General features: G+C 50.3%; 19 protein-coding genes. 10 read left to right on the top strand and 9 right to left on the bottom strand.

The features are described from left to right. Positions 1–206 precede the first annotated feature (206 nt). The gene (locus IC617_RS10840; RefSeq protein ID WP_191145012.1) at positions 207–2,234 is read left to right on the top strand and encodes an EAL domain-containing protein; all 2,028 of its coding nucleotides are present in this window, start codon (positions 207–209) and stop codon (positions 2,232–2,234) included. 41 nt (positions 2,235–2,275) lie between these two features. Here the strand turns inward: IC617_RS10840 and rsmI are convergent, their stop codons facing one another. Further along, positions 2,276–3,109: a 16S rRNA (cytidine(1402)-2'-O)-methyltransferase gene (gene rsmI / locus IC617_RS10835; protein ID WP_191145011.1), complete on the bottom strand. Its 834-nt coding sequence runs from the start codon at positions 3,107–3,109 to the stop codon at positions 2,276–2,278. 78 nt (positions 3,110–3,187) lie between these two features. Between rsmI and IC617_RS10830 the strand changes: the two genes are divergently transcribed. Genes IC617_RS10830 through IC617_RS10815 form a run of 4 tightly spaced genes read left to right on the top strand, consistent with a single transcriptional unit; the run spans position 3,188 to position 6,547 of the window. Then, on the top strand, positions 3,188–4,993 hold the full coding sequence (locus IC617_RS10830) for a penicillin-binding protein activator (protein WP_191145010.1): 1,806 nt from the start codon (positions 3,188–3,190) through the stop codon (positions 4,991–4,993). Between the two features lies 1 nt (position 4,994). Continuing rightward, a complete protein-coding gene (locus IC617_RS10825; RefSeq protein ID WP_191145009.1) occupies positions 4,995–5,345 on the top strand; it encodes a YraN family protein in 351 nt (116 codons plus the stop codon). Between the two features lie 14 nt (positions 5,346–5,359). Then, entirely contained in the window at positions 5,360–5,950 is a 591-nt protein-coding gene (locus IC617_RS10820; protein WP_087506302.1) for a phosphoheptose isomerase, read from the top strand. A 3-nt stretch (positions 5,951–5,953) separates the two neighbouring features. After that, positions 5,954–6,547, top strand: a complete 594-nt coding sequence (locus IC617_RS10815) for a BON domain-containing protein (RefSeq protein ID WP_191145008.1) — start codon at positions 5,954–5,956, stop codon at positions 6,545–6,547. 63 nt (positions 6,548–6,610) lie between these two features. Here the strand turns inward: IC617_RS10815 and IC617_RS10810 are convergent, their stop codons facing one another. The 7 genes from IC617_RS10810 to rplM form a co-directional block, all read right to left on the bottom strand. Further along, entirely contained in the window at positions 6,611–7,066 is a 456-nt protein-coding gene (locus IC617_RS10810; RefSeq protein WP_191145007.1) for a ClpXP protease specificity-enhancing factor, read from the bottom strand. A gap of 27 nt (positions 7,067–7,093) precedes the next feature. Continuing rightward, positions 7,094–7,720: a stringent starvation protein SspA gene (sspA, locus tag IC617_RS10805; protein ID WP_087506299.1), complete on the bottom strand. Its 627-nt coding sequence runs from the start codon at positions 7,718–7,720 to the stop codon at positions 7,094–7,096. An 83-nt stretch (positions 7,721–7,803) separates the two neighbouring features. Then, complete coding sequence (locus IC617_RS10800) at positions 7,804–8,544, bottom strand: cytochrome c1 (RefSeq protein WP_191145006.1); 741 nt, start codon at positions 8,542–8,544, stop codon at positions 7,804–7,806. Then, positions 8,541–9,800 (bottom strand): cytochrome b, encoded by a 1,260-nt coding sequence (locus IC617_RS10795; RefSeq protein ID WP_191145005.1) that lies wholly within the window; start codon positions 9,798–9,800, stop codon positions 8,541–8,543. The genes IC617_RS10800 and IC617_RS10795 overlap by 4 nt, the downstream gene beginning before the upstream one ends. Further along, complete coding sequence (petA, locus tag IC617_RS10790; RefSeq protein ID WP_191145004.1) at positions 9,800–10,390, bottom strand: ubiquinol-cytochrome c reductase iron-sulfur subunit; 591 nt, start codon at positions 10,388–10,390, stop codon at positions 9,800–9,802. Before petA ends, IC617_RS10795 begins: the two co-directional genes overlap by 1 nt. Before the next feature lie 215 nt (positions 10,391–10,605). Next, the gene (rpsI, locus tag IC617_RS10785) at positions 10,606–10,998 is read right to left on the bottom strand and encodes a 30S ribosomal protein S9 (protein ID WP_087506295.1); all 393 of its coding nucleotides are present in this window, start codon (positions 10,996–10,998) and stop codon (positions 10,606–10,608) included. Between the two features lie 17 nt (positions 10,999–11,015). Beyond that, the gene (gene rplM, locus IC617_RS10780; RefSeq protein WP_087506294.1) at positions 11,016–11,444 is read right to left on the bottom strand and encodes a 50S ribosomal protein L13; all 429 of its coding nucleotides are present in this window, start codon (positions 11,442–11,444) and stop codon (positions 11,016–11,018) included. Between the two features lie 720 nt (positions 11,445–12,164). Between rplM and IC617_RS10775 the strand changes: the two genes are divergently transcribed. After that, entirely contained in the window at positions 12,165–12,320 is a 156-nt protein-coding gene (locus tag IC617_RS10775; protein ID WP_191145003.1) for a hypothetical protein, read from the top strand. A gap of 25 nt (positions 12,321–12,345) precedes the next feature. On the opposite strand, the gene zapE is transcribed toward IC617_RS10775, so the two are convergent. Next, entirely contained in the window at positions 12,346–13,440 is a 1,095-nt protein-coding gene (gene zapE / locus IC617_RS10770; RefSeq protein ID WP_191145099.1) for a cell division protein ZapE, read from the bottom strand. A gap of 203 nt (positions 13,441–13,643) precedes the next feature. Between zapE and IC617_RS10765 the strand changes: the two genes are divergently transcribed. From IC617_RS10765 to IC617_RS10750, 4 genes are all read left to right on the top strand, one after another. Next, positions 13,644–14,015, top strand: a complete 372-nt coding sequence (locus IC617_RS10765; protein ID WP_191145002.1) for a Z-ring associated ZapG family protein — start codon at positions 13,644–13,646, stop codon at positions 14,013–14,015. A gap of 78 nt (positions 14,016–14,093) precedes the next feature. Beyond that, on the top strand, positions 14,094–15,437 hold the full coding sequence (locus tag IC617_RS10760; protein WP_191145001.1) for a Do family serine endopeptidase: 1,344 nt from the start codon (positions 14,094–14,096) through the stop codon (positions 15,435–15,437). Between the two features lie 104 nt (positions 15,438–15,541). Beyond that, positions 15,542–16,642 carry an outer membrane-stress sensor serine endopeptidase DegS gene (gene degS, locus IC617_RS10755; RefSeq protein WP_191145000.1) on the top strand — a complete coding sequence of 367 codons (1,101 nt, stop codon included), beginning with the start codon at positions 15,542–15,544 and terminating at the stop codon, positions 16,640–16,642. A 69-nt stretch (positions 16,643–16,711) separates the two neighbouring features. After that, positions 16,712–18,112 (top strand): SEL1-like repeat protein, encoded by a 1,401-nt coding sequence (locus IC617_RS10750; protein ID WP_191144999.1) that lies wholly within the window; start codon positions 16,712–16,714, stop codon positions 18,110–18,112. Positions 18,113–18,124 lie beyond the last annotated feature (12 nt).

Genomic DNA, 18,124 nt, shown 5'->3' with positions numbered 1-18,124 from the left:
GCGCGCAGTGTACACCGATCGTCGCGCCAACCCAAGTATTAACGAAACACAAAAGTTGATAGGCATTTGGTGCCGGCGACAGTTTTGAGTCAGCTCGCAACTCCATACTAAAAGAGTGAAACTAAGGTACTGCCTAGACTACACTGCCCACATCAATGATGTGCAGACCAAACCACACCTAAAAGCTGCAAAATCAATGGGACTCCATGTTACAAAACAACCATAAAAGCATTGCTCAGCTGTCGTTCTTTCTGTCGCTTCGAGAAGCTTGTATCGCGTTGGTTCCCTTTGTCATTTTGATGGCGTCGTCAGCCGTTCTGTCTGAATATACCCATCGCTTTGATTGGTTCTCAGAGTCGCCACAAATTGTCGCAGCAATCAGTTCTTGCAACACTGTCTTGTTTGGTTTGTTTTCCTTAGCCCTTGTCGGCTCGATGAGCTTTTACTTAGCCAAAAATTTGGGCTTAAACACCGTCGCTTCACCTATATTGGCATTATGTTGCTTTGTGTTTGATGCAACCCAGCGCTCTGCCGAACTGGATGCGTTGGCGTTTTGGTCAGAAGGATTTTCTGGCTACGCGATATTGATTCCAACATTATCCAGCTACTTACTGGCCCTCATTGCTAAGCTGAAATGGCTGCATTTGGTCAAAGGCTCAGGGATTAGCCATTTCCTCAAAAAGCACATCAATCTGGTATTGCCATTTGCTGTGGTTTTTATTCTGGTCAGTTCAATCATGCCTTACATCGCAGAACTGTTCAGCATGCTGGGCTACTTGCTGGTCGCGCACTATGAAGATCTATCGATGTTTCCGAGGGTCCTAACACGGATCTTTATCAGCCAATTAACTTGGATGACTGGGGTTCATGGTGAACATATTGTCAACATGATCGATGGCATGGAGCTGAGTAATAGTCTCATGATCGCAGGTATGCCGATGCATACCTTTATGTCGACCTTTGTCCACCTCGGCGGCTCGGGCTCAACTTGGGGACTGATTTTGGCGTGCTTGGTATGTCGCGAGCAATTTCATGAAAAAAATGTCGCCAAGTTGTCGGTTCCACTGGCAATGTTTAACGTCAATGAAACGCTGATCTACGGCATTCCCATAGTCTTCAATATTTACTTTTTAGTGCCTTTTGTCTTTGCGCCAATGGTCAATGCCTACATTGCATACCATGTGCTACAAACCGGGTGGTTACCATTCACCGAAACCGAGCGCTCATGGGTGACACCGGTACTGCTCGATGCTTGGTTCATGTCTCAAAGCGCTCGTACCGTGTTCTTTCAAATGGTGCTGATTGCCATTAGTACCGCAATCTATTACCCATTTGTGCGTCTCAGCATTCGCCACAACTCGACTTATCATCAACTTGAAAGGCTCCGCGCGAATTTAACCGTGAACACTAAACTCGACGAGAGCCTTGAACATCGTTTTATTGAAGTACAACAACAAAACCAAATGCGCCAATCAGAGCTCAATCAAGTATTGCAAGATTTAGAGCACGGTGAGCTGGAGTTGCATTACCAACCGAAAATCGGACTGGCCACAGGATTAGTTTCCGGCTTCGAGGCGTTAGTACGGTTGCGCAAGCCAAATGGCAACATTGTCGGCCCCTACTTTTTAGCCACTCTGCGGGAACATAATCTGCTCAATATCATCGATTGGTGGGTGATCAACCGAGTCAGTGAAGATCTTGAGAAATGGGCAGCTGCCGGTTATCACCCGAAAGTCAGTCTTAACATTGATCCCATTGATTTGCATGAGCAAACGGTCGAACAGCTAGAGAAAGCCTTGCAACAATTTCCCGAGCAAGTCGAAGTCGAAATTATCGAAAGCAGTTACATTAGTAACCAAGCAGCAATGGACAAAATGATTGAGCGTTTAGATAAGAGCAACATATCTACCGCCATGGATGATTTTGGCACTGGCTACTCCAATCTCGCGATGCTGGCTCGAACCAATATTCAAACCATTAAGTTCGATAAATCATTACTTGATATTACCGACGAACCGAAAGGTCAACGCCTTTACGAGCAGCTTGTGGTGTTATGTAAACAGCTCGGTTTTCAGATCGTCGCGGAGGGGGTCGAAACCCAACAGCAATTAGATTTCTTGCGTAGCACAGACATTGATGAGGTGCAGGGCTGGCTTTACGCGAAAGCAATGCCCTTTCAACAAGCGCACCAATACATGTGCGACAGCCAAAGCTCAGTATTGACCAGCTACTGATCGGTTGTGCTTGCGGCCTGAACGAGTGCGCTCCTAATCAGTTATTCTTCCTCTGCCATCATCGCTTTGTAGATCGCATTCTTCTTACAGCCGAAGGTATCTGCAGCAATACCTGCAGCTTGCTTGGGTGGCATTAACGGTTGCAGTTTATTAGCCAATTGCAATGCTTGCTCAAAGCCCTGATCTTGCTCTTTCGTCGCTCCTGCCACCATCACAACCATTTCACCTTGCTGGCGCTCCTGCTCGGCTTGAAACCATGCAATCACTTCCGCCGAAGTGCCACTGATAAAGGTCTCAAAGCGCTTGGTTAGCTCTTTGGCAACCACAAGCTGACGTGACTCGCCGAATACCTCAGCAATAGCGGCAAGGGTATCCAAGACTCGCCGCGGCGATTCATAAAACACCATGGTGCGTGATTCGGCCGCAAGCGTTTGCAGAGCTTCGATACGACCAGCTTTTTTAGCCGGTAGAAATCCCTCAAAACAAAATCGGTCGGTAGCCAAGCCCGCTGCCGATAGCGCGGTAATTGCGGCACATGGGCCAGGGAGCGCAATCACCTCGAAACCAGCCTGACGTACTGCCGTCACTAACGGGTAACCGGGATCGGAGATCAGCGGCGTACCGGCATCGGATACCAGCGCCAGCGATTGACCATTGTCCAAATAACTGAGCATTTGTGCCGAGCGCTGATTCTCATTGTGCGCATGGAGCGACACCGCTTTGGTGCCGATACCAAAGTGGTTCAATAATTTACGGGTATGGCGCGTGTCTTCGGCAGCAATAACGTCAACTGCAGCTAACACCTCAAGGGCTCTTGCGCTAATATCTCCGAGGTTGCCGATTGGGGTAGGTACTATATAAAGGGTGCCGCTCATGGAATTGGTTTTGTTTGTTCAGAATCAGCGGTTAATATACATCACTAAACCGCGCTCCCCCACATTTAAGGAGATCTTGTGCGCTATTCACAAGAACGTCGTTTCGCATTCGTGTCACGTTGGCTGATGGTCGTGATCATGGCCTTTGGCATCCTCAGCTGTGCCAGCAACGACAAGCCATCGCAGGCTGATCTGAATAATATTGCTTCGCCGCAACAATGGTTAGATTTGGCCCAACAAGCGAAAGAGCCAGAGCGCAGCGAATATCGATTAAATGCGACTCGGCTGTATTTACGTTCAGGCCGACTCGATTTAGCGGCGTCGACACTCGCCGCCACGAACCCCACCAATCTTGCCAATCAACAGCATTGGTTGTTGCTCGATGCGCAAGTAAAAATGGCTCAGGGTGACATGGCCAGTGCCGAACAGTCGTATGACAAAGCCATTGCCCAACCGTTGGTTAACGGCCAGCTCAACGACGAACGTTACGCCTTAGCCACGGCGATTCATCAGTACCATGAAGACTATTGGGGCGCGGCGCAACAAGCGGTCAAACGCTACCCATACGTCGAGCCCGAACGCCAGCAAAAAGTGCAGCAACAAATCTGGAACCTACTCGGCGAAGTTGAAAAAAGTCAGCCTGCTCGATTCAATGGCCAGTCGATAGATCCGGCATTTGATGGTTGGTTGTCGCTGTACCAGATCCTCAATACCAAGGGCCAGCTGAAGCATGTACTGGCACAGCTGCAACAGTGGCAACAACGCTATCCAAAACATCCGGCCGCGGCGACCTTGCCGAGCAATCTCAATGAGGCGATGACCGCCACCGACCAGAAACCAGCGGATGTAGCCGTTATCCTGCCACTGAGCGGTGCCTACAAAGCGCAAGGCCATGCCCTGCGCAATGGCATGTTACAGGCCGTGTTGGATGATCTGGAAAGTCCGACTCAACTGCATTTTTACGATAGTGGCCGCAACACCATTGCCGATCTATATCAACAAATTCAACAAGATGGCCATTCCATCATTATTGGCCCGCTGCTTAAGTCCAATGTCCGCACATTGCTGGAGCTAGCCGACAACTCAGTACAGATCCTCGCGTTAAACCAAGTGGATGCTGATCAGCAATCACAGATGATCAGTTCATTTGCCTTGTCGCCAGAACTTGAAGGCCGCAACACCGCGCAGTTCTTTATCGACCAAGGTATCGAGCATCCGTTGCTATTGCAGGCCAACGGCAATAGTTACCAGCGAATCACTCACTCGTTCGAGCAGACCTGGCAACAGCAGGATAATGCTCAAGATATTGCCCTAGTGCCGATCCAAGATGCCAAGAACATGCAGAAGCAAGTTCAGCAAGTAATGGGGATCACTGACTCGAAAGCGCGCGCAGTTGAGTTAGCGCGAGTACTAGGCCTCAAATTGGAATCAGAGCCGCGCAGCCGCGCCGATATTGATGCCATTTACGTTGTTGCTAGCTCACAACAGGCGCGTCTGCTCAAGTCATTTGTCGATGTCACCATCAGCCCATTTGCCGATCCGGTCAATGTTTATGCTGGACCGCGCTCTCACAATGGCCAGAGCAGTGAATTTAATGGCATCTATGTCGCCGATATTCCGCTGCTAACCAGCCCGTCATTGAGTCAACAAAAAGCAGCAGTTGAAACCCTTGCTCCTGAATGGCAATACAGCGATATCCGCTTGTTCGCGATGGGTCATGATGCCCTGTCATTAATTCCGCAACTGCAAGCGCTGCGACAGTTGCCTGGCTTTACCGTATCGGGTTGGACTGGTGATCTCAGTGTCTCCGAGCAAGGAGAAGTAGGCGTCAGCTTACCTTGGAGCCAGTATAAAGATCAGCGCCTAGTGCCAGTGAGTAGCTGATTTGAAGCACACCGGCGATTACTATGAGCAGTTAGCCATCGACTATCTGACGGCTCAAGGTCTATCGCTGGTGACGCGGCACTTTCGCAAAGGCCACTGGGAAATAGACTTGATCATGAAGGAACAAGACACCCTAGTGTTTGTCGAAGTAAAGTATCGCAGCCAGAAAGACTTTGGTGGTGCCGAGTATGCCCTCAGCCAAGCGCAAATTAGTCGCCTTCGGCGCACCGCCCAGTACTACCTGCAAACACAGCAATTGAAAGAACACCAAACAGCGTGCCGATTTGATCTGCTCGCTGTTGACGGCCAGGGAAGCGAACAACGCATCTCCTGGCTAAAAAACGCATTCTAGTTCGAGAGGAACCCATGTTAGACCGAATTAAAGCCAGTTTTACTGAAAGCATCCAAACCAAAATAGCTGCTGCAGAAGCGCTACCCGATGCCATTCAGGCGGCCGCTTTTAACATGAGCCAAGCGCTGCTCAACGGCAACAAGATTTTATCTTGCGGCAATGGCGGCTCCGCTGGCGATGCTCAACATTTTTCTTCTGAGCTGCTCAATCGATTTGAAAAAGAACGCCCTGGCTTGCCTGCGATGGCGTTGACCACCGATAGCTCCACCGTCACTTCCATTGCCAATGACTACAGCTACGATGAAGTGTTTTCCAAGCAAGTTCGCGCACTGGGGCAACCGGGCGATATTCTGTTGGCAATCTCAACCAGCGGTAATTCCCGCAATGTCATCAAAGCGATGGAAGCGGCGGTTAGCCGAGATATGAAAATCGTCGCACTGACCGGTAAAGACGGCGGTGAAATGGCCGGTCTGCTGAGTCAGAACGATGTTGAAGTTCGAGTTCCATCGGATCGCACCGCCCGTATTCAAGAAGTGCACTTGCTGGTCATTCACTGTCTGTGTGATTTGATCGACAACACCCTGTTCCCCAACATTGAGGACTAAATTGTGGCTCGCTGGTATTTAGGTTTAGCGGCAGTTGCCAGTTTAGCCTTGGTGCAGGGCTGCGCTGGGGTCATCGTTGCCGGTGCAGCAGGTACAGCTACCATGCTGCATGATCGGCGCCCCGTCACCACTCAGGTGGAAGATACCAAGCTGGAATTTGAACTCTCCAGCGCCTTTTCCGAAAGCGAAGGCCTCAACAAGCAGTCGCGGATCCGGGTATTTGCCGTCAACGGCACTGTTTTACTGGTTGGCCAAGTGCCAAGCAGCTATTTGATGGATGAAGTAAAGCGGATCAGCGCTTCGCAAGTCGATTCGGCCAAACTTCATAACGAACTTGAGATCCGAGAGCCGATATCGCTGACTACTCGCTCAAGCGACAGCTGGCTATCGACAAAAGTTCGCAGCGCACTATTGGCTGATGAAAACACGGAATTCGCGCGACTGAAGATCATCACAGAAGATGGCAAAGTGTTCTTGATGGGGGTCGTGACGCGCTCAGAAGCCAACATTGCTACCGAGATTGTCCGCAATGTCGGCGGCGTCAGCGAAGTAGTCCGAGTATTTGAATTTGTGCCAGAAGAAACGGCTCGCCAATAGCCGCCCAAACTTGCAATAAAAAACCGAGCATATCGCTCGGTTTTTTATTGCCTGACTGAAACCTTATTTAACCACTCGAAGTGTTGGCCTCGAGCCAGATGGCGGCGTCGGCTTGTCGTCGTCACCATTGTCGCTTGGTAAATCACGCTCTGCGGCAGGTTGCGCGGTTTCATCGGCACTGTCTAACTGACTGAGCATCTCACGATAACCCGGTTCAGCTTCAAACACGGTGCCAGCACCATTTTCGCGGGCGTAAATCGCTTTCACCGCCCACATTGGTACATAGAGCAACTCCGGCTTGCCACCAAAGCGAGCCGAGCATGACACCACGTCATTGGTCATTTGCAGCTGAGACACCGCAGCAGGAGCAATATTCAACACGATCTGGCCGTTCTGGACGAATTGCCGCGGCACTTCAACATCCGGCTGCTCGGCATCCACCACCAAATGAGGGGTTAAATCATTATCAACCAACCATTCGTAGAAGGCTCTGAGCAAATAGGGACGACTCGGGGTCATAACATCTCCTGCTGACGATTATCGCGCTTAAAAAGCGTGAATTTCGCGCTCAACTTCAGTCAGTGAAGCTTTGAATGAATCACGCTCGAACAAGCGGTTCATGTAAGCTTTCAATTCTTTGCTACCACGGCCGCTTAGCTCAATGCCAAGAACTGGCAAACGCCACAATAGCGGTGCCAAGAAGCAGTCGGTCAGGCTGAACTCTTCACTCATGAAGTATGGTGTTTCAGTGAAGATTGGCGCAATGGCCAACAAGCCTTCACGCAATTCGCGACGGGCATTTTCAGCATCATCATTGTTGAAAATCTTTTCAACCAAGCCGTACCAGTCTTTTTCAATGCGGTACATCATCAAACGGCTACGGCCACGAGCCACTGGATAAACCGGCATCAATGGCGGATGAGGAAAACGCTCATCGAGGTATTCGGTGATGATTTGTGCGCGATAAAGTACTAAGTCACGGTCGACCAGAGTTGGAACGCTACCATATGGGTTGACCTCAGCAAGTTCCTCAGACGGGTGCTCAGCATCAACATAAGTGGCTTCAAAGGTGACACCTTTTTCCGCCAGAACAATGCGAACCTGATGGCTATACAAGTCATCCATCGCAGAGAACAGGGTCATAACAGAACGTTTGTTGGCAGCTACAGCCATGCGTTCCTCCAAGTCATTAAACGAAAACTGAAAACAGCAAAGGGGCCGCCGGCCCCTTGCTAGCAAAAATTAGTGCATTGGGATTAATGCACGTCTCGCCAGAATTCCTTCTTCAAGAAGTAAGAAAGGATTAGCAAGATGAACAAGAAACCAAGTACCCAGTAACCTAAACGCTGACGTTCCAGCGCAATCGGCTCTGCTGAATATGCTAGGAAGTTGGTGATATCACGCACCGCCTGATCATATTCATCAGTACTCATTTCACCCGAACCGTCGACTTCGATTTCACCGGTAAAGACCAGCTTCTCTTCGCCGTCAATCAAACGGGTTTCATATTTCTTGGTTGGAATACCTTGCAGTTCTTCCAGAACATGCGGCATACCGACGCTTGGGAACACCACATTGTTGACCCCAAACGGACGCGTTTCATCAACGTAGAAAGTGCGCAGGTAGGTGTAAATCCAATCGACACCACGAACGCGGGCCACTAACGTCAAGTCAGGAGGAGTGGCACCAAACCACTTCGCCGCTTGCTCATCATCGACTGAATTTTCCATCAACTCACCGATTTTGGCACCGGTGAAGATCAGGTTTTCCTGCATCAAATCCAATGGAATACCGATGTCAGTAGCAACACGCTCATAACGCTGGTATTGGGTGCTATGACAGCCAAAGCAGTAGTTCATGAACAACTTGGCACCGCGTTGCAGTGACGCATTGTCAGTCAGGTCAATGTTGGCGTCATCCAACGGCACACTGCTACCACCAGCTGCGAAAGCAGCAGAAGGAACCAGCAGTGACAAAATTAACAACCATGTTTTCATTTGCTGATCCTCTCAGGTACAGGCTTACATTTCTCGTTTTTACTGTAGAACCACAGCAGGGCGAAGAATGCGAAGTAACCAAAGGTGGTGATCTGAGCCAACAAAGTGCGGCCCGGAGTCGCTGGAATCGCACCCAGAATACCGAGAATGATGAAGCAGATAACAAACTGAGTCAGGTTCAACTTGTGCCAAATGCTGCGGTACTTAACCGACTTCACTTTACAGCGGTCGAGCCAAGGCAGCAGGAACAGCACTACGATTGCCGCGCCCATACCGACAACCCCCATCAATTTGTGAGGGATCGCCCGCAGAATGGCGTAGAACGAAGTGAAATACCAAACCGGCGCAATGTGCTCAGGCGTCTTCAGTGGGTTAGCCGCTTCGAAGTTTGGCTTCTCCAAGAAGTAGCCGCCCATCTCTGGCGCAAAGAAAATCACATAGCAGAACAGAATCAAGAAGCCCGCGACGCCCATAATGTCTTTCACCGTGTAGTACGGATGAAAAGGCACGGCATCAACGATGTCGTATTTGTCATAGCGCGCGTGGAACTTGAATGGGCTTTTCTCGCCTTCTGGTACCGAGCCTTTCGGCTTCTTAATATCGATACCTTCAGGGTTGTTTGAGCCCACTTCATGCAATGCCAAAATGTGCAGGAATACCAACACCACAAGAACTAGCGGCAAGGCAATCACGTGCAGCGCAAAGAAGCGGTTCAGGGTCGCGCCTGAGATCACGTAGTCACCACGGATCCACAGGGTCAAATCGTCACCAATCCAAGGAATGGCACCGAACAGCGAAATAATGACCTGAGCACCCCAGAATGACATCTGGCCCCATGGCAACAGGTAGCCCATGAAGGCTTCGGCCATTAGCACCAAGAAGATCAGCATGCCGAACAGCCACAGCAGTTCGCGCGGCTTTTGATAGGAGCCGTACATCATGCCACGGAACATGTGCAGGTAAACCACCACGAAGAACGCTGAAGCACCGGTCGAGTGCATATAGCGCAGTAGCCAGCCGTAATCGACATCACGCATGATGTATTCGATCGAGGCAAACGCACCTTCGCCAGAAGGGACGTAGTTCATGGTCAGCCAGATACCAGTGACGATCTGATTGACCAACACCAGCATGGCCAAAGAGCCAAAGAAGTACCAGAAGTTGAAGTTCTTCGGTGCTGGGTATTGGATAACGTGTTTGTTCATCGCTTCCATAAATGGAAGACGAGCTTCAATCCAGTCCATCAAACCTTTCATCACGCGGCTCCTTCTTCAACACCGACCAAAATAGTGGTGTCATCAACAAAGGTGTACGGTGGGATCACCAGGTTCAGGCCAGCTGGAACGTTTTGGAACACGCGTCCGGCCATATCGAATTTTGAACCATGACATGGGCAGAAGAACCCTGACTTCACGCCAGAGACCTGCTCACCGAAAGTATCAGGCAGATAAGTTGGTGAACAACCAAGGTGAGTACACAAACCGACCGCAACCAGAATCTCAGGCTTCAACGAGCGGTATTGGTTTTTTGCGAACTCAGGTTGCTGAGGCTCATCAGACGCAGGATCTTTGAGCTGATCTTCAACAGCTTTCAGTTCGTCCAATGCCGCTTGGGTACGATTAACAACCCAAACTGGCTGGCCGCGCCAATCGACACGAATTAATTGGCCAGGTTCGAGTTTACTAATATCCACTTCCACCGGTGCACCAGCCGCTTTGGCTTTCGCACTTGGGTTCCAGGATGCGATGAAAGGCACAGCGGCGAAAGCACAGCCAGCACCTCCAACCACAGCCGTGGTCGCAGTCAAAAATCGACGGCGGCCAGAATCAACAGGCGCATTGCTCATGCAAGGGTCTCCCGTCAGGGCTCCGTAATTGAATTATTGTTATGAAGTGTCGAATCAGATAACGGCAGGGTAAAACCAGACCTTGATCAACACTAATGTATAAAACCGCGCCAATGATAAAAAATCGGGGCGCGAAACACAAACTGGTCTTGCCACAGAAGGCAAAAAAAAACCCAGCAGTTGCTGGGTTTTTTCGAACCAAAATGCAGCAAAACTTAACGTTTTGAGAATTGTGGCTTCTTACGTGCTTTGTGCAGACCAACTTTCTTACGTTCAACGCGACGAGCGTCACGAGTCACGTAGCCAGCTGCGCGCAGTGCAGGACGCAAGGTTTCATCGTACTCCATCAGAGCGCGAGTGATACCGTGACGGATTGCACCAGCTTGACCGCTGATACCACCACCAACGACGGTGATGTACAGGTCCAGTTTTTCAGTCAGTTCAGTCAACTCAAGAGGTTGCTTAACAACCATGCGAGCCGTTTCACGACCGAAGTACTCTTCCAAAGTACGCTTGTTTACTGTGATGTTGCCAGTACCTGGTTTAACGAATACGCGAGCAGTAGAGCTCTTGCGACGACCAGTACCATAATATTGATTATCAGCCATTTGCCTGTTCCTCTACCTTAGATGTCCAGTACTTTAGGTTGTTGAGCAGCGTGTTGATGCTCAGCACCCGCGTACACTTTCAGCTTGCGGAACATTGCGCGGCCCAGAGGGCCTTTTGGCAACATACCTTTCACAGCTTTCTCGATTACCATTTCTGGCTTACGTGCAATCAGCTTCTCGAAGTTGATTTCACGAATACCACCAGGGAAACCGGTGTGACGGTAGTACATCTTGTTTTCGGCTTTACGGCCGGTAACAGCTACTTTTTCACAGTTGATAACAACGATGTAATCACCAGTATCAACGTGTGGAGTGTATTCAGGCTTGTGCTTGCCGCGCAGGCGCAAAGCAATCTCAGTTGCCAAACGGCCCAGAGTTTTGCCTTCCGCATCCACGACATACCAGTCGCGTTTGACAGATTCTGGCTTAGCAGTAAAAGTTGTCATTTATCTTAACCCAATAAAATCAGTTACATACCTAGCTTCCAAGGAAGCCCCGATGCGGTTTTTCGCCCCTTCGAGCGCATTGTCCGCAAAATGGTAAAAGTGGGAGCATGCAAATAAGGGCTGGCGGATTATACAGAAAGGTGTAACCGAGATCACGCGCTAATTATGATTATTTTTTGTGCGCTGTTTATGGTGTGTTGATTCGGCAACGAATAACTCCCGTCGGTGACGCTCAAGTCGATCCATGGAGCGCTCTACATGCGGCATCCATGCCGCCTGAAGCACCTCAGTGAGTCATTCGCTGCCTCTTTGCCAGTCAAACGGATAGACGTAATCACCGAGCGGCGGCGATTGATTCGGCAACGAACAACTCCCATCGGTGACGCTCAAATCCGTCCGTGGAGCGCTCTACATGCGGCATCCATGCCGCCTGAAGCACCTCTGTGAGTCATTCGCTGCCTCTTTGCCAGTCAAGCGGATAGTCGTAAAAACTGAGCGGCGGCGATTGATTCGGCAACGAACAACTCGCTTCGGTGACGCTCAAGTCCATCCGTGGAGCGCTCTACATGCGGCATCCATGCCGCCTGAAGCACCTCAGCGAGTCATTCGCTACCTCTTTGCCAGTCAAGCGGATAGTCGTAAAAACTGAGCGGCGGCGATTGATTCGGCAACGAACAACTCGCTTCGATGACGCTCAAGTCCTTCCGTGGAGCGCTCTACATGCGGCATCCATGCCGCCTGAAGCATCTCAGCGAGTTATTCGCTGCCTCTAAAGGCATCATTGGCGTTGGACTCAGTGAATTGAAAGCATCTGCCGCAGGGATGCGGCAGCTGAGCCATCAAGGACGATTTTACGGCGTCTTGAGTATTTACTGAGTTTAACGACAATATTCGCACGTACTCAAGGCCGATGAGGTAGCGCCAAATATTCCTCACTCTGCATTTCCTGCAAACGAGACAGGCAGCGTTTGTATTCAAACTCCAAACCGCGACCTGAATACAAGTTTTCCAACGGCTGCTCGGCGGAAAGCAATAACTTCACTCGGCGGTCATACAATTCATCAATCAACGAAATGAATCGACGCGCAGCATCATTTTGACTGTCATTCATCGCGATGATGTTCGTTAGCAGAACCGTATGATAGTAAGTGGCCACTTCGATGTAATCGAGCTGACTTCTGGCGGTTTGGCAAAGCGAAGCGAAATCAATCATCAACACATCATCAGCATGCCAGCGAACCTTAATGGCGCGGCCCAAAATATCGATGGTGCCGCCCTCTCGACCCGGTTCAGGCGCCAATTGATGGAATCGCTCAGTCAAGGCTTGGTCTGCTGCGGGATCGTTGGGAATGTAACTGCATGGCGCTGCAGTCAATAAACGCAGGCGATAGTCAATGCCAGCATCAACATTCACCACTTTGCAATGCTGCTCCAGCAACGCAATCGCCGGCAGAAATCTGCTGCGCTGCAAGCCGTTACGATACAGCTCATTGGGTACAATATTCGAAGTCGCAATCAACACCACGCCGCGATCAAACAGGCCTTTGAGCAACTCGGCCATCAGCATCGCATCGGTAATATCGGAGACAAAAAACTCATCGACGCAAATCACCCGCGCCCGCTGGGCAAAGCTCGCTGCCACCAATTCCATTGGATTAGCCTGCCCCGCGGCAGCTTTCAGTTCGGTGTGAACTTGCTGCATCAACCGATGAAAATGCAGTCGCAGCTTGTTTTCGAACGGCAAGGACTCGAAAAAGGTATCCACTAAGTAAGTTTTGCCGCGCCCGACTCCGCCCCAGAAGTACAGCCCGCAAGTACTCTCAGTAGATTTTTTTTGCAGCAAACGCTGCCAGAAGCTGGACTTCGGGCTAGGCTTGATGAGCCGCTGGAACAAGGACTCCAATTCGTTGACCGCATTCGCTTGCGCCGGATCTTGACTGAAACCCCGATGAGTCAAATCATATTGATATTGTTGCAAAGGTGAACGGGCCACTATGGAACATCCTCGTTGTTACAATGGCCCGCATCTTATACCAATCCTGCGGCATTTTGGTATGGTCAGCTAAACGTCTAATTTCGCGATGCGCGTTCAGCTTTTATTTTAATGAGCTTGATTTACTCTTGCGCCGTACCCATTAATTGAGGAGCTGGCATGCCAGCTCCACGTGAAGATTGTTGTTCCCTCAAAAGGAGAGTCGAATGAGTTGGATCCCATTTGTATGCGTATTTGCTGGCCTTATCGTCGGTTTTTTCATTGGTCGCTTTTGGGCTCACAAGTCAGCAGAAACGTCCACACTCGACATTGAACTGCACAATACCAAAGCCGAATTTGAGCGTTACAAGTCAGAAGTCACCGAGCACCTGCAATCGACTTCAGACTTGATGCACGCCGCACAAGAGAATTACGAGCAATTGACCGAGCAATTACTAAAAACGCGTCAGTTGCTAACAGACGACGAGGTTGAAGAAAGCGAGCAGCCGGTCCGTGTTAAAAGTGCTGGTGAGTTACCACCACGCGATTACGCCAATACCAGTCACGGGCTTTTGAAACAAAAAGAAACATCTCAATAAACAAATTTGCTGAACTTAACCTTAATGTAAACGTCTATTGGCTTAACGGATAAAACAGAAGTAGAGGATTTTCTGGCTATGAAATTTCGCCATATTTTCAGTGCATTAATTGTTGGCGTAACACTAACAGCGCCGATTTCAGCAGTTGCAGCTTTGCCATCGAGCGTCGATGGCAAGCCACTGCCTTCACTTGCTCCGATGTTGGAAAAAGTGACTCCTGCGGTGGTCAATATCTCGGTGGCAGGGACCCATACCCAGCGTCAGCGCATTCCCGAGATATTTCGCCACTTCGGCGCCCCTTCGGAGTCAGTCAGAGAGCGCCCTTTCAAAGGACTTGGCTCAGGCGTCATCATTGATGCCGATAAAGGCTATGTCATCACCAATCATCACGTCATTAACAACGCGGATGAAATCACCGTCACCTTGACCGATGGCCGTAGCTTTGATGCAACCAAGATAGGCTCAGATGAGGGCACAGACGTTGCCTTACTGCAAATCGAGGCCGATGATTTGGTTGCGATTAAGCTGGGTAACTCTGATGAGCTTCGCGTCGGCGACTTTGCGGTTGCCATTGGTAACCCATTTGGTCTCGGTCAAACCGTCACCTCCGGTATTATTGGTGCATTGGCGCGCTCTAGTCTGAATATCGAAAACTACGAGAACTTTATTCAAACCGATGCTGCCATCAACAGTGGTAACTCCGGCGGCGCCTTGGTCAATCTCAATGGCCACCTAATCGGCATTAACACGGCGATTTATGGTCCCAACGGCGGCAATGTCGGCATTGGTTTTGCGATTCCAATCAACATGGCCAACAACATTGTTGACCAACTGATCGAGCACGGCAAAGTACAGCGTGGCGTCCTCGGCATTACCGGTCGCGACCTCAACTCTGACGTGGCCAAAGCAATGGATCTGGATATTCAAAAAGGAGCCTTCGTCAATCAGGTGTTCGCCGATACCGCCGCTGCCGATGCCGGCATTGAAGCCGGTGATGTGATCACTGAAATTAACGGCAAGCCAGTGAATTCGTTTGGTCAGCTGCGGGCGCAAATTGGCACCATGGGCGCTGGCTCTAAAGTGAAATTAGGCCTGCTGCGCGATGGCAAGAAGAAAACCGTAACCGTTACCCTAGGTGGCTCAGATGAGCAAACCGCCAGCGCGCAAGATATCGATAAGCGACTGCTTGGCGCCAAACTCGAAACCACCAAGGAATACAAAGGCGGCATCAGCATTGTTGAACTAGAGCCCGGTTCTCCGGCGGCTCGCGTCGGCCTGAAAAAGGATGATGTGATTATCGGTGTCAACAAGCAGCGGGTTAAAACCATTAGTGATTTACAAGATATTCTGGACGATGCCAAAGGCACTATCGCGCTGAATTTAGTGCGAGATGGTACTCAAATCTACTTGTTTATGCGCTAATTGAAGCGGTAATGACAAAAATGGGTGAGCACATAGCTCGCCCATTTTTTTGTTAGCTGTTATTCTCCGGCTATCAATCATTAACCTGCTGTTAACCGAATTCCGTGCGCTTTCTTACCTATGTTTTTAAAGCTTCACTAGCGGGCCTGCTACTGGCGGCGTTGTTGCTTATTCTGTTCCCAGGTCTGCGGGGCAGCAATACGCTGTTGGACTCATGGCTTCCCACGGTTTCCCCTGATAATGGGCCACTGTCACTGACCGATGCGGTGCGAAAAGCATCGCCAGCTGTGGTTAATGTCTATTCAAGAAGCTTGCAGCGCGCTGGCGGTTTGTGGAGCAATAAAGCAGAGCTGCGCACCAAAGGTCTCGGCTCTGGCGTCATCATGACCGAGAAGGGTCACATTCTGACCAACTCTCATGTGGTGGAAAATGCCGATCAGATTCTGGTGGCACTGCAAGATGGCCGCATTTACACCGCCAAATTGATTGGTCAGGATATTTTCACTGATCTGGCCGTATTGCACATCGAAGATGACGACCTGCCGGTAATTCCGCAATTGGCCGATTACACTCCCGAAGTTGGCGAACTGGTGCTGGCGATTGGCAATCCCTACAACCTCGGTCAGACCATTACTCAGGGGATTATCAGCGCGGCGGGCCGCAGCGGTATGGCTGCCACCAACTATCAAGAATTCTTACAAACCGATGCAGCGATCAACCGCGGCAATTCAGGCGGCGCACTGGTCAATAGTGATGGCGTACTAGTTGGCATTAACACCGCCGCTTTCCAGGCTGGCCAAGAAATCGATATTTACGGCATCAGCTTTGCTGTGCCCTATGGGTTGGCCCGCAAAGTACTCGAAAGCATTATTAAACATGGTCGGGTGATTCGGGGTTATCTGGGGATCACCGGCGAATCGATCAGTCCGACCATGGCGCAGCAGCTAAGACTTGCCGACCGCAGTGGTGTCATCGTTACCTCAATGGAACCATCTGGACCTGCCGCGAGTGCCGGCATCATCGCCAATGACATTATTCTCAAGATCAATGGCAAAGACATAAGCGAAGTCAATGTCGCGATGGACTCGATTGCCGAAACTAATCCTGGCGAGCAGGTCGAACTGACGATTCTTCGTCAGGGTCAGTTAATCACCATTGCCGTGAAAGTCTCTGAGCCGCCAGTACCGGCGAATCTAGTTCGCTAAATTCGGTTCAGATCAACCACGATGTAGACAATAGCGACTTAAACAACAACGATTCACAGGACGTTAATCATGTCAGCAAAAGGACTAGTGCTGCTCTTGGCACTCAGCTGTTTTTCAGCTTTTTCATCGAGCTTTAAAACCGCCGATCAACACTACCAAGACCAAGAGTTCGACAAAGCATTTCAGCTTTACCAAAACCTCGCCACCATTGGCGATGCTTACAGCCAATATCGCTTGGGCGTGATGTACCTTTATGGTGAAGGCGTGCCCACCGACTACACCCGCGCCATAGCTTGGATGCAGGTTGCCGATCAAAACGACCCCGGTTTGGGCGTCGCCGACTCGGTGACTCAAATCAAGGCCCAATTAGCCCAACACAACATTGACATTGAACCTTCTGCACTTGCCGCTGAAACGGCGTCACTAATGAGCCAATACGGCAAAGCGTCGGTACAGGAAAAATTCTCGCCAATCCCCTTGCTCGATCGGAATTGCCAATTCAAGCCGGCAGGCTGGGTCGAACGAGCGGAGCCTAAGTTCCCAGTCAATGCCGCCCGCGCTGGCCTCAGCGGTACCGTCAAATTGCAATATAACGTCTCTGCACAAGGCTACATTCGCGACGTTGAAGTACTCGGAGCAACCAGCAAACATTTCATTGCGCCGTCGCTGAAAATTTTGCCGCGCTGGCGTCAACAACCCAGTCAACAAACTGGCCTCCAGCTTGAGGGGCATCAGGTAAAACTGGAGTATCAGCTTAAAGATACCAAGGTCCGAGAAGCCAAACTCAAAGCGTTGATCGATGAAGTGGAGCAACGCGCCAATGCCGGCGATATCAAAGCACAACACCAACTGGCCGAAACCATTATCTATTGGCGCACCCAGCTCAAATCCATGGGCATTGAACTGACGAATTTCAAAGATGCCAACAAGTGGTATCACCAAGCGGCCGCCGGTGGACACCCAATATCACGCTATGAGTTAGGCCGCAGCATGATTCAGGGCAAAGGTTGTGAAGTGGACGTGGAAGGCGGTTTAGCTTGGCTTCGCGCATCTGCCATTGCCGGTTATGCCCCTGCTCAAGGCGAACTAGCCAAGCAATTACTGAAAAAACCAGACGCCGACATTAAACAAGCGGTGCAGTTGCTAAGCGATGCCTCCGCCGGCGGTCATTATCTATCGTCGGTCAACCTCGCATGGTTACTGTCGACTCACCCAGACGCAGCCATTCGAAATGGCCAGCAAGCTTTGCTTAGCCTTGAGCAAAATTCAGAAAACTACTTCGATGAAGTCCGAGTTTTGGAAACCCAGGCTGCGTCCTTTGCCGCCATTGGCGACTTTGAAGAAGCCGTTGACTATCAACAAGAAGCGATTGAACAAGCCGACGATTATGGCTGGTCGATTCCGGTGATGAACCAACGACTGGCCAGTTATCAAGCCAAAAAACTGTGGCACGGCGAGTACTATCAATAGTGATAGCAATCC

This window comes from Neiella litorisoli, assembly GCF_014773395.1.
Taxonomy (GTDB): domain Bacteria; phylum Pseudomonadota; class Gammaproteobacteria; order Enterobacterales; family Neiellaceae; genus Neiella; species Neiella litorisoli.
The sequence above is the reverse complement of the archived record's forward strand: the minus strand, read 5'-3'. Positions and strand labels throughout refer to the sequence as shown.

Excerpts from the sequence above, each read along its gene's own strand:
- IC617_RS10840 (WP_191145012.1), top strand. The coding sequence starts at position 207 with ATGTTACAAAACAACCATAAAAGCATTGCTCAGCTGTCGTTCTTTCTG.
- rsmI (WP_191145011.1), bottom strand. The coding sequence starts at position 3,109 with ATGAGCGGCACCCTTTATATAGTACCTACCCCAATCGGCAACCTCGGA.
- IC617_RS10820 (WP_087506302.1), top strand. The coding sequence starts at position 5,360 with ATGTTAGACCGAATTAAAGCCAGTTTTACTGAAAGCATCCAAACCAAA.
- IC617_RS10810 (WP_191145007.1), bottom strand. The coding sequence starts at position 7,066 with ATGACCCCGAGTCGTCCCTATTTGCTCAGAGCCTTCTACGAATGGTTG.
- sspA (WP_087506299.1), bottom strand. The coding sequence starts at position 7,720 with ATGGCTGTAGCTGCCAACAAACGTTCTGTTATGACCCTGTTCTCTGCG.
- IC617_RS10800 (WP_191145006.1), bottom strand. The coding sequence starts at position 8,544 with ATGAAAACATGGTTGTTAATTTTGTCACTGCTGGTTCCTTCTGCTGCT.
- IC617_RS10795 (WP_191145005.1), bottom strand. The coding sequence starts at position 9,800 with ATGAAAGGTTTGATGGACTGGATTGAAGCTCGTCTTCCATTTATGGAA.
- petA (WP_191145004.1), bottom strand. The coding sequence starts at position 10,390 with ATGAGCAATGCGCCTGTTGATTCTGGCCGCCGTCGATTTTTGACTGCG.
- rpsI (WP_087506295.1), bottom strand. The coding sequence starts at position 10,998 with ATGGCTGATAATCAATATTATGGTACTGGTCGTCGCAAGAGCTCTACT.
- rplM (WP_087506294.1), bottom strand. The coding sequence starts at position 11,444 with ATGACAACTTTTACTGCTAAGCCAGAATCTGTCAAACGCGACTGGTAT.
- IC617_RS10775 (WP_191145003.1), top strand. The coding sequence starts at position 12,165 with ATGCGGCATCCATGCCGCCTGAAGCATCTCAGCGAGTTATTCGCTGCC.
- IC617_RS10765 (WP_191145002.1), top strand. The coding sequence starts at position 13,644 with ATGAGTTGGATCCCATTTGTATGCGTATTTGCTGGCCTTATCGTCGGT.
- IC617_RS10760 (WP_191145001.1), top strand. The coding sequence starts at position 14,094 with ATGAAATTTCGCCATATTTTCAGTGCATTAATTGTTGGCGTAACACTA.
- IC617_RS10750 (WP_191144999.1), top strand. The coding sequence starts at position 16,712 with ATGTCAGCAAAAGGACTAGTGCTGCTCTTGGCACTCAGCTGTTTTTCA.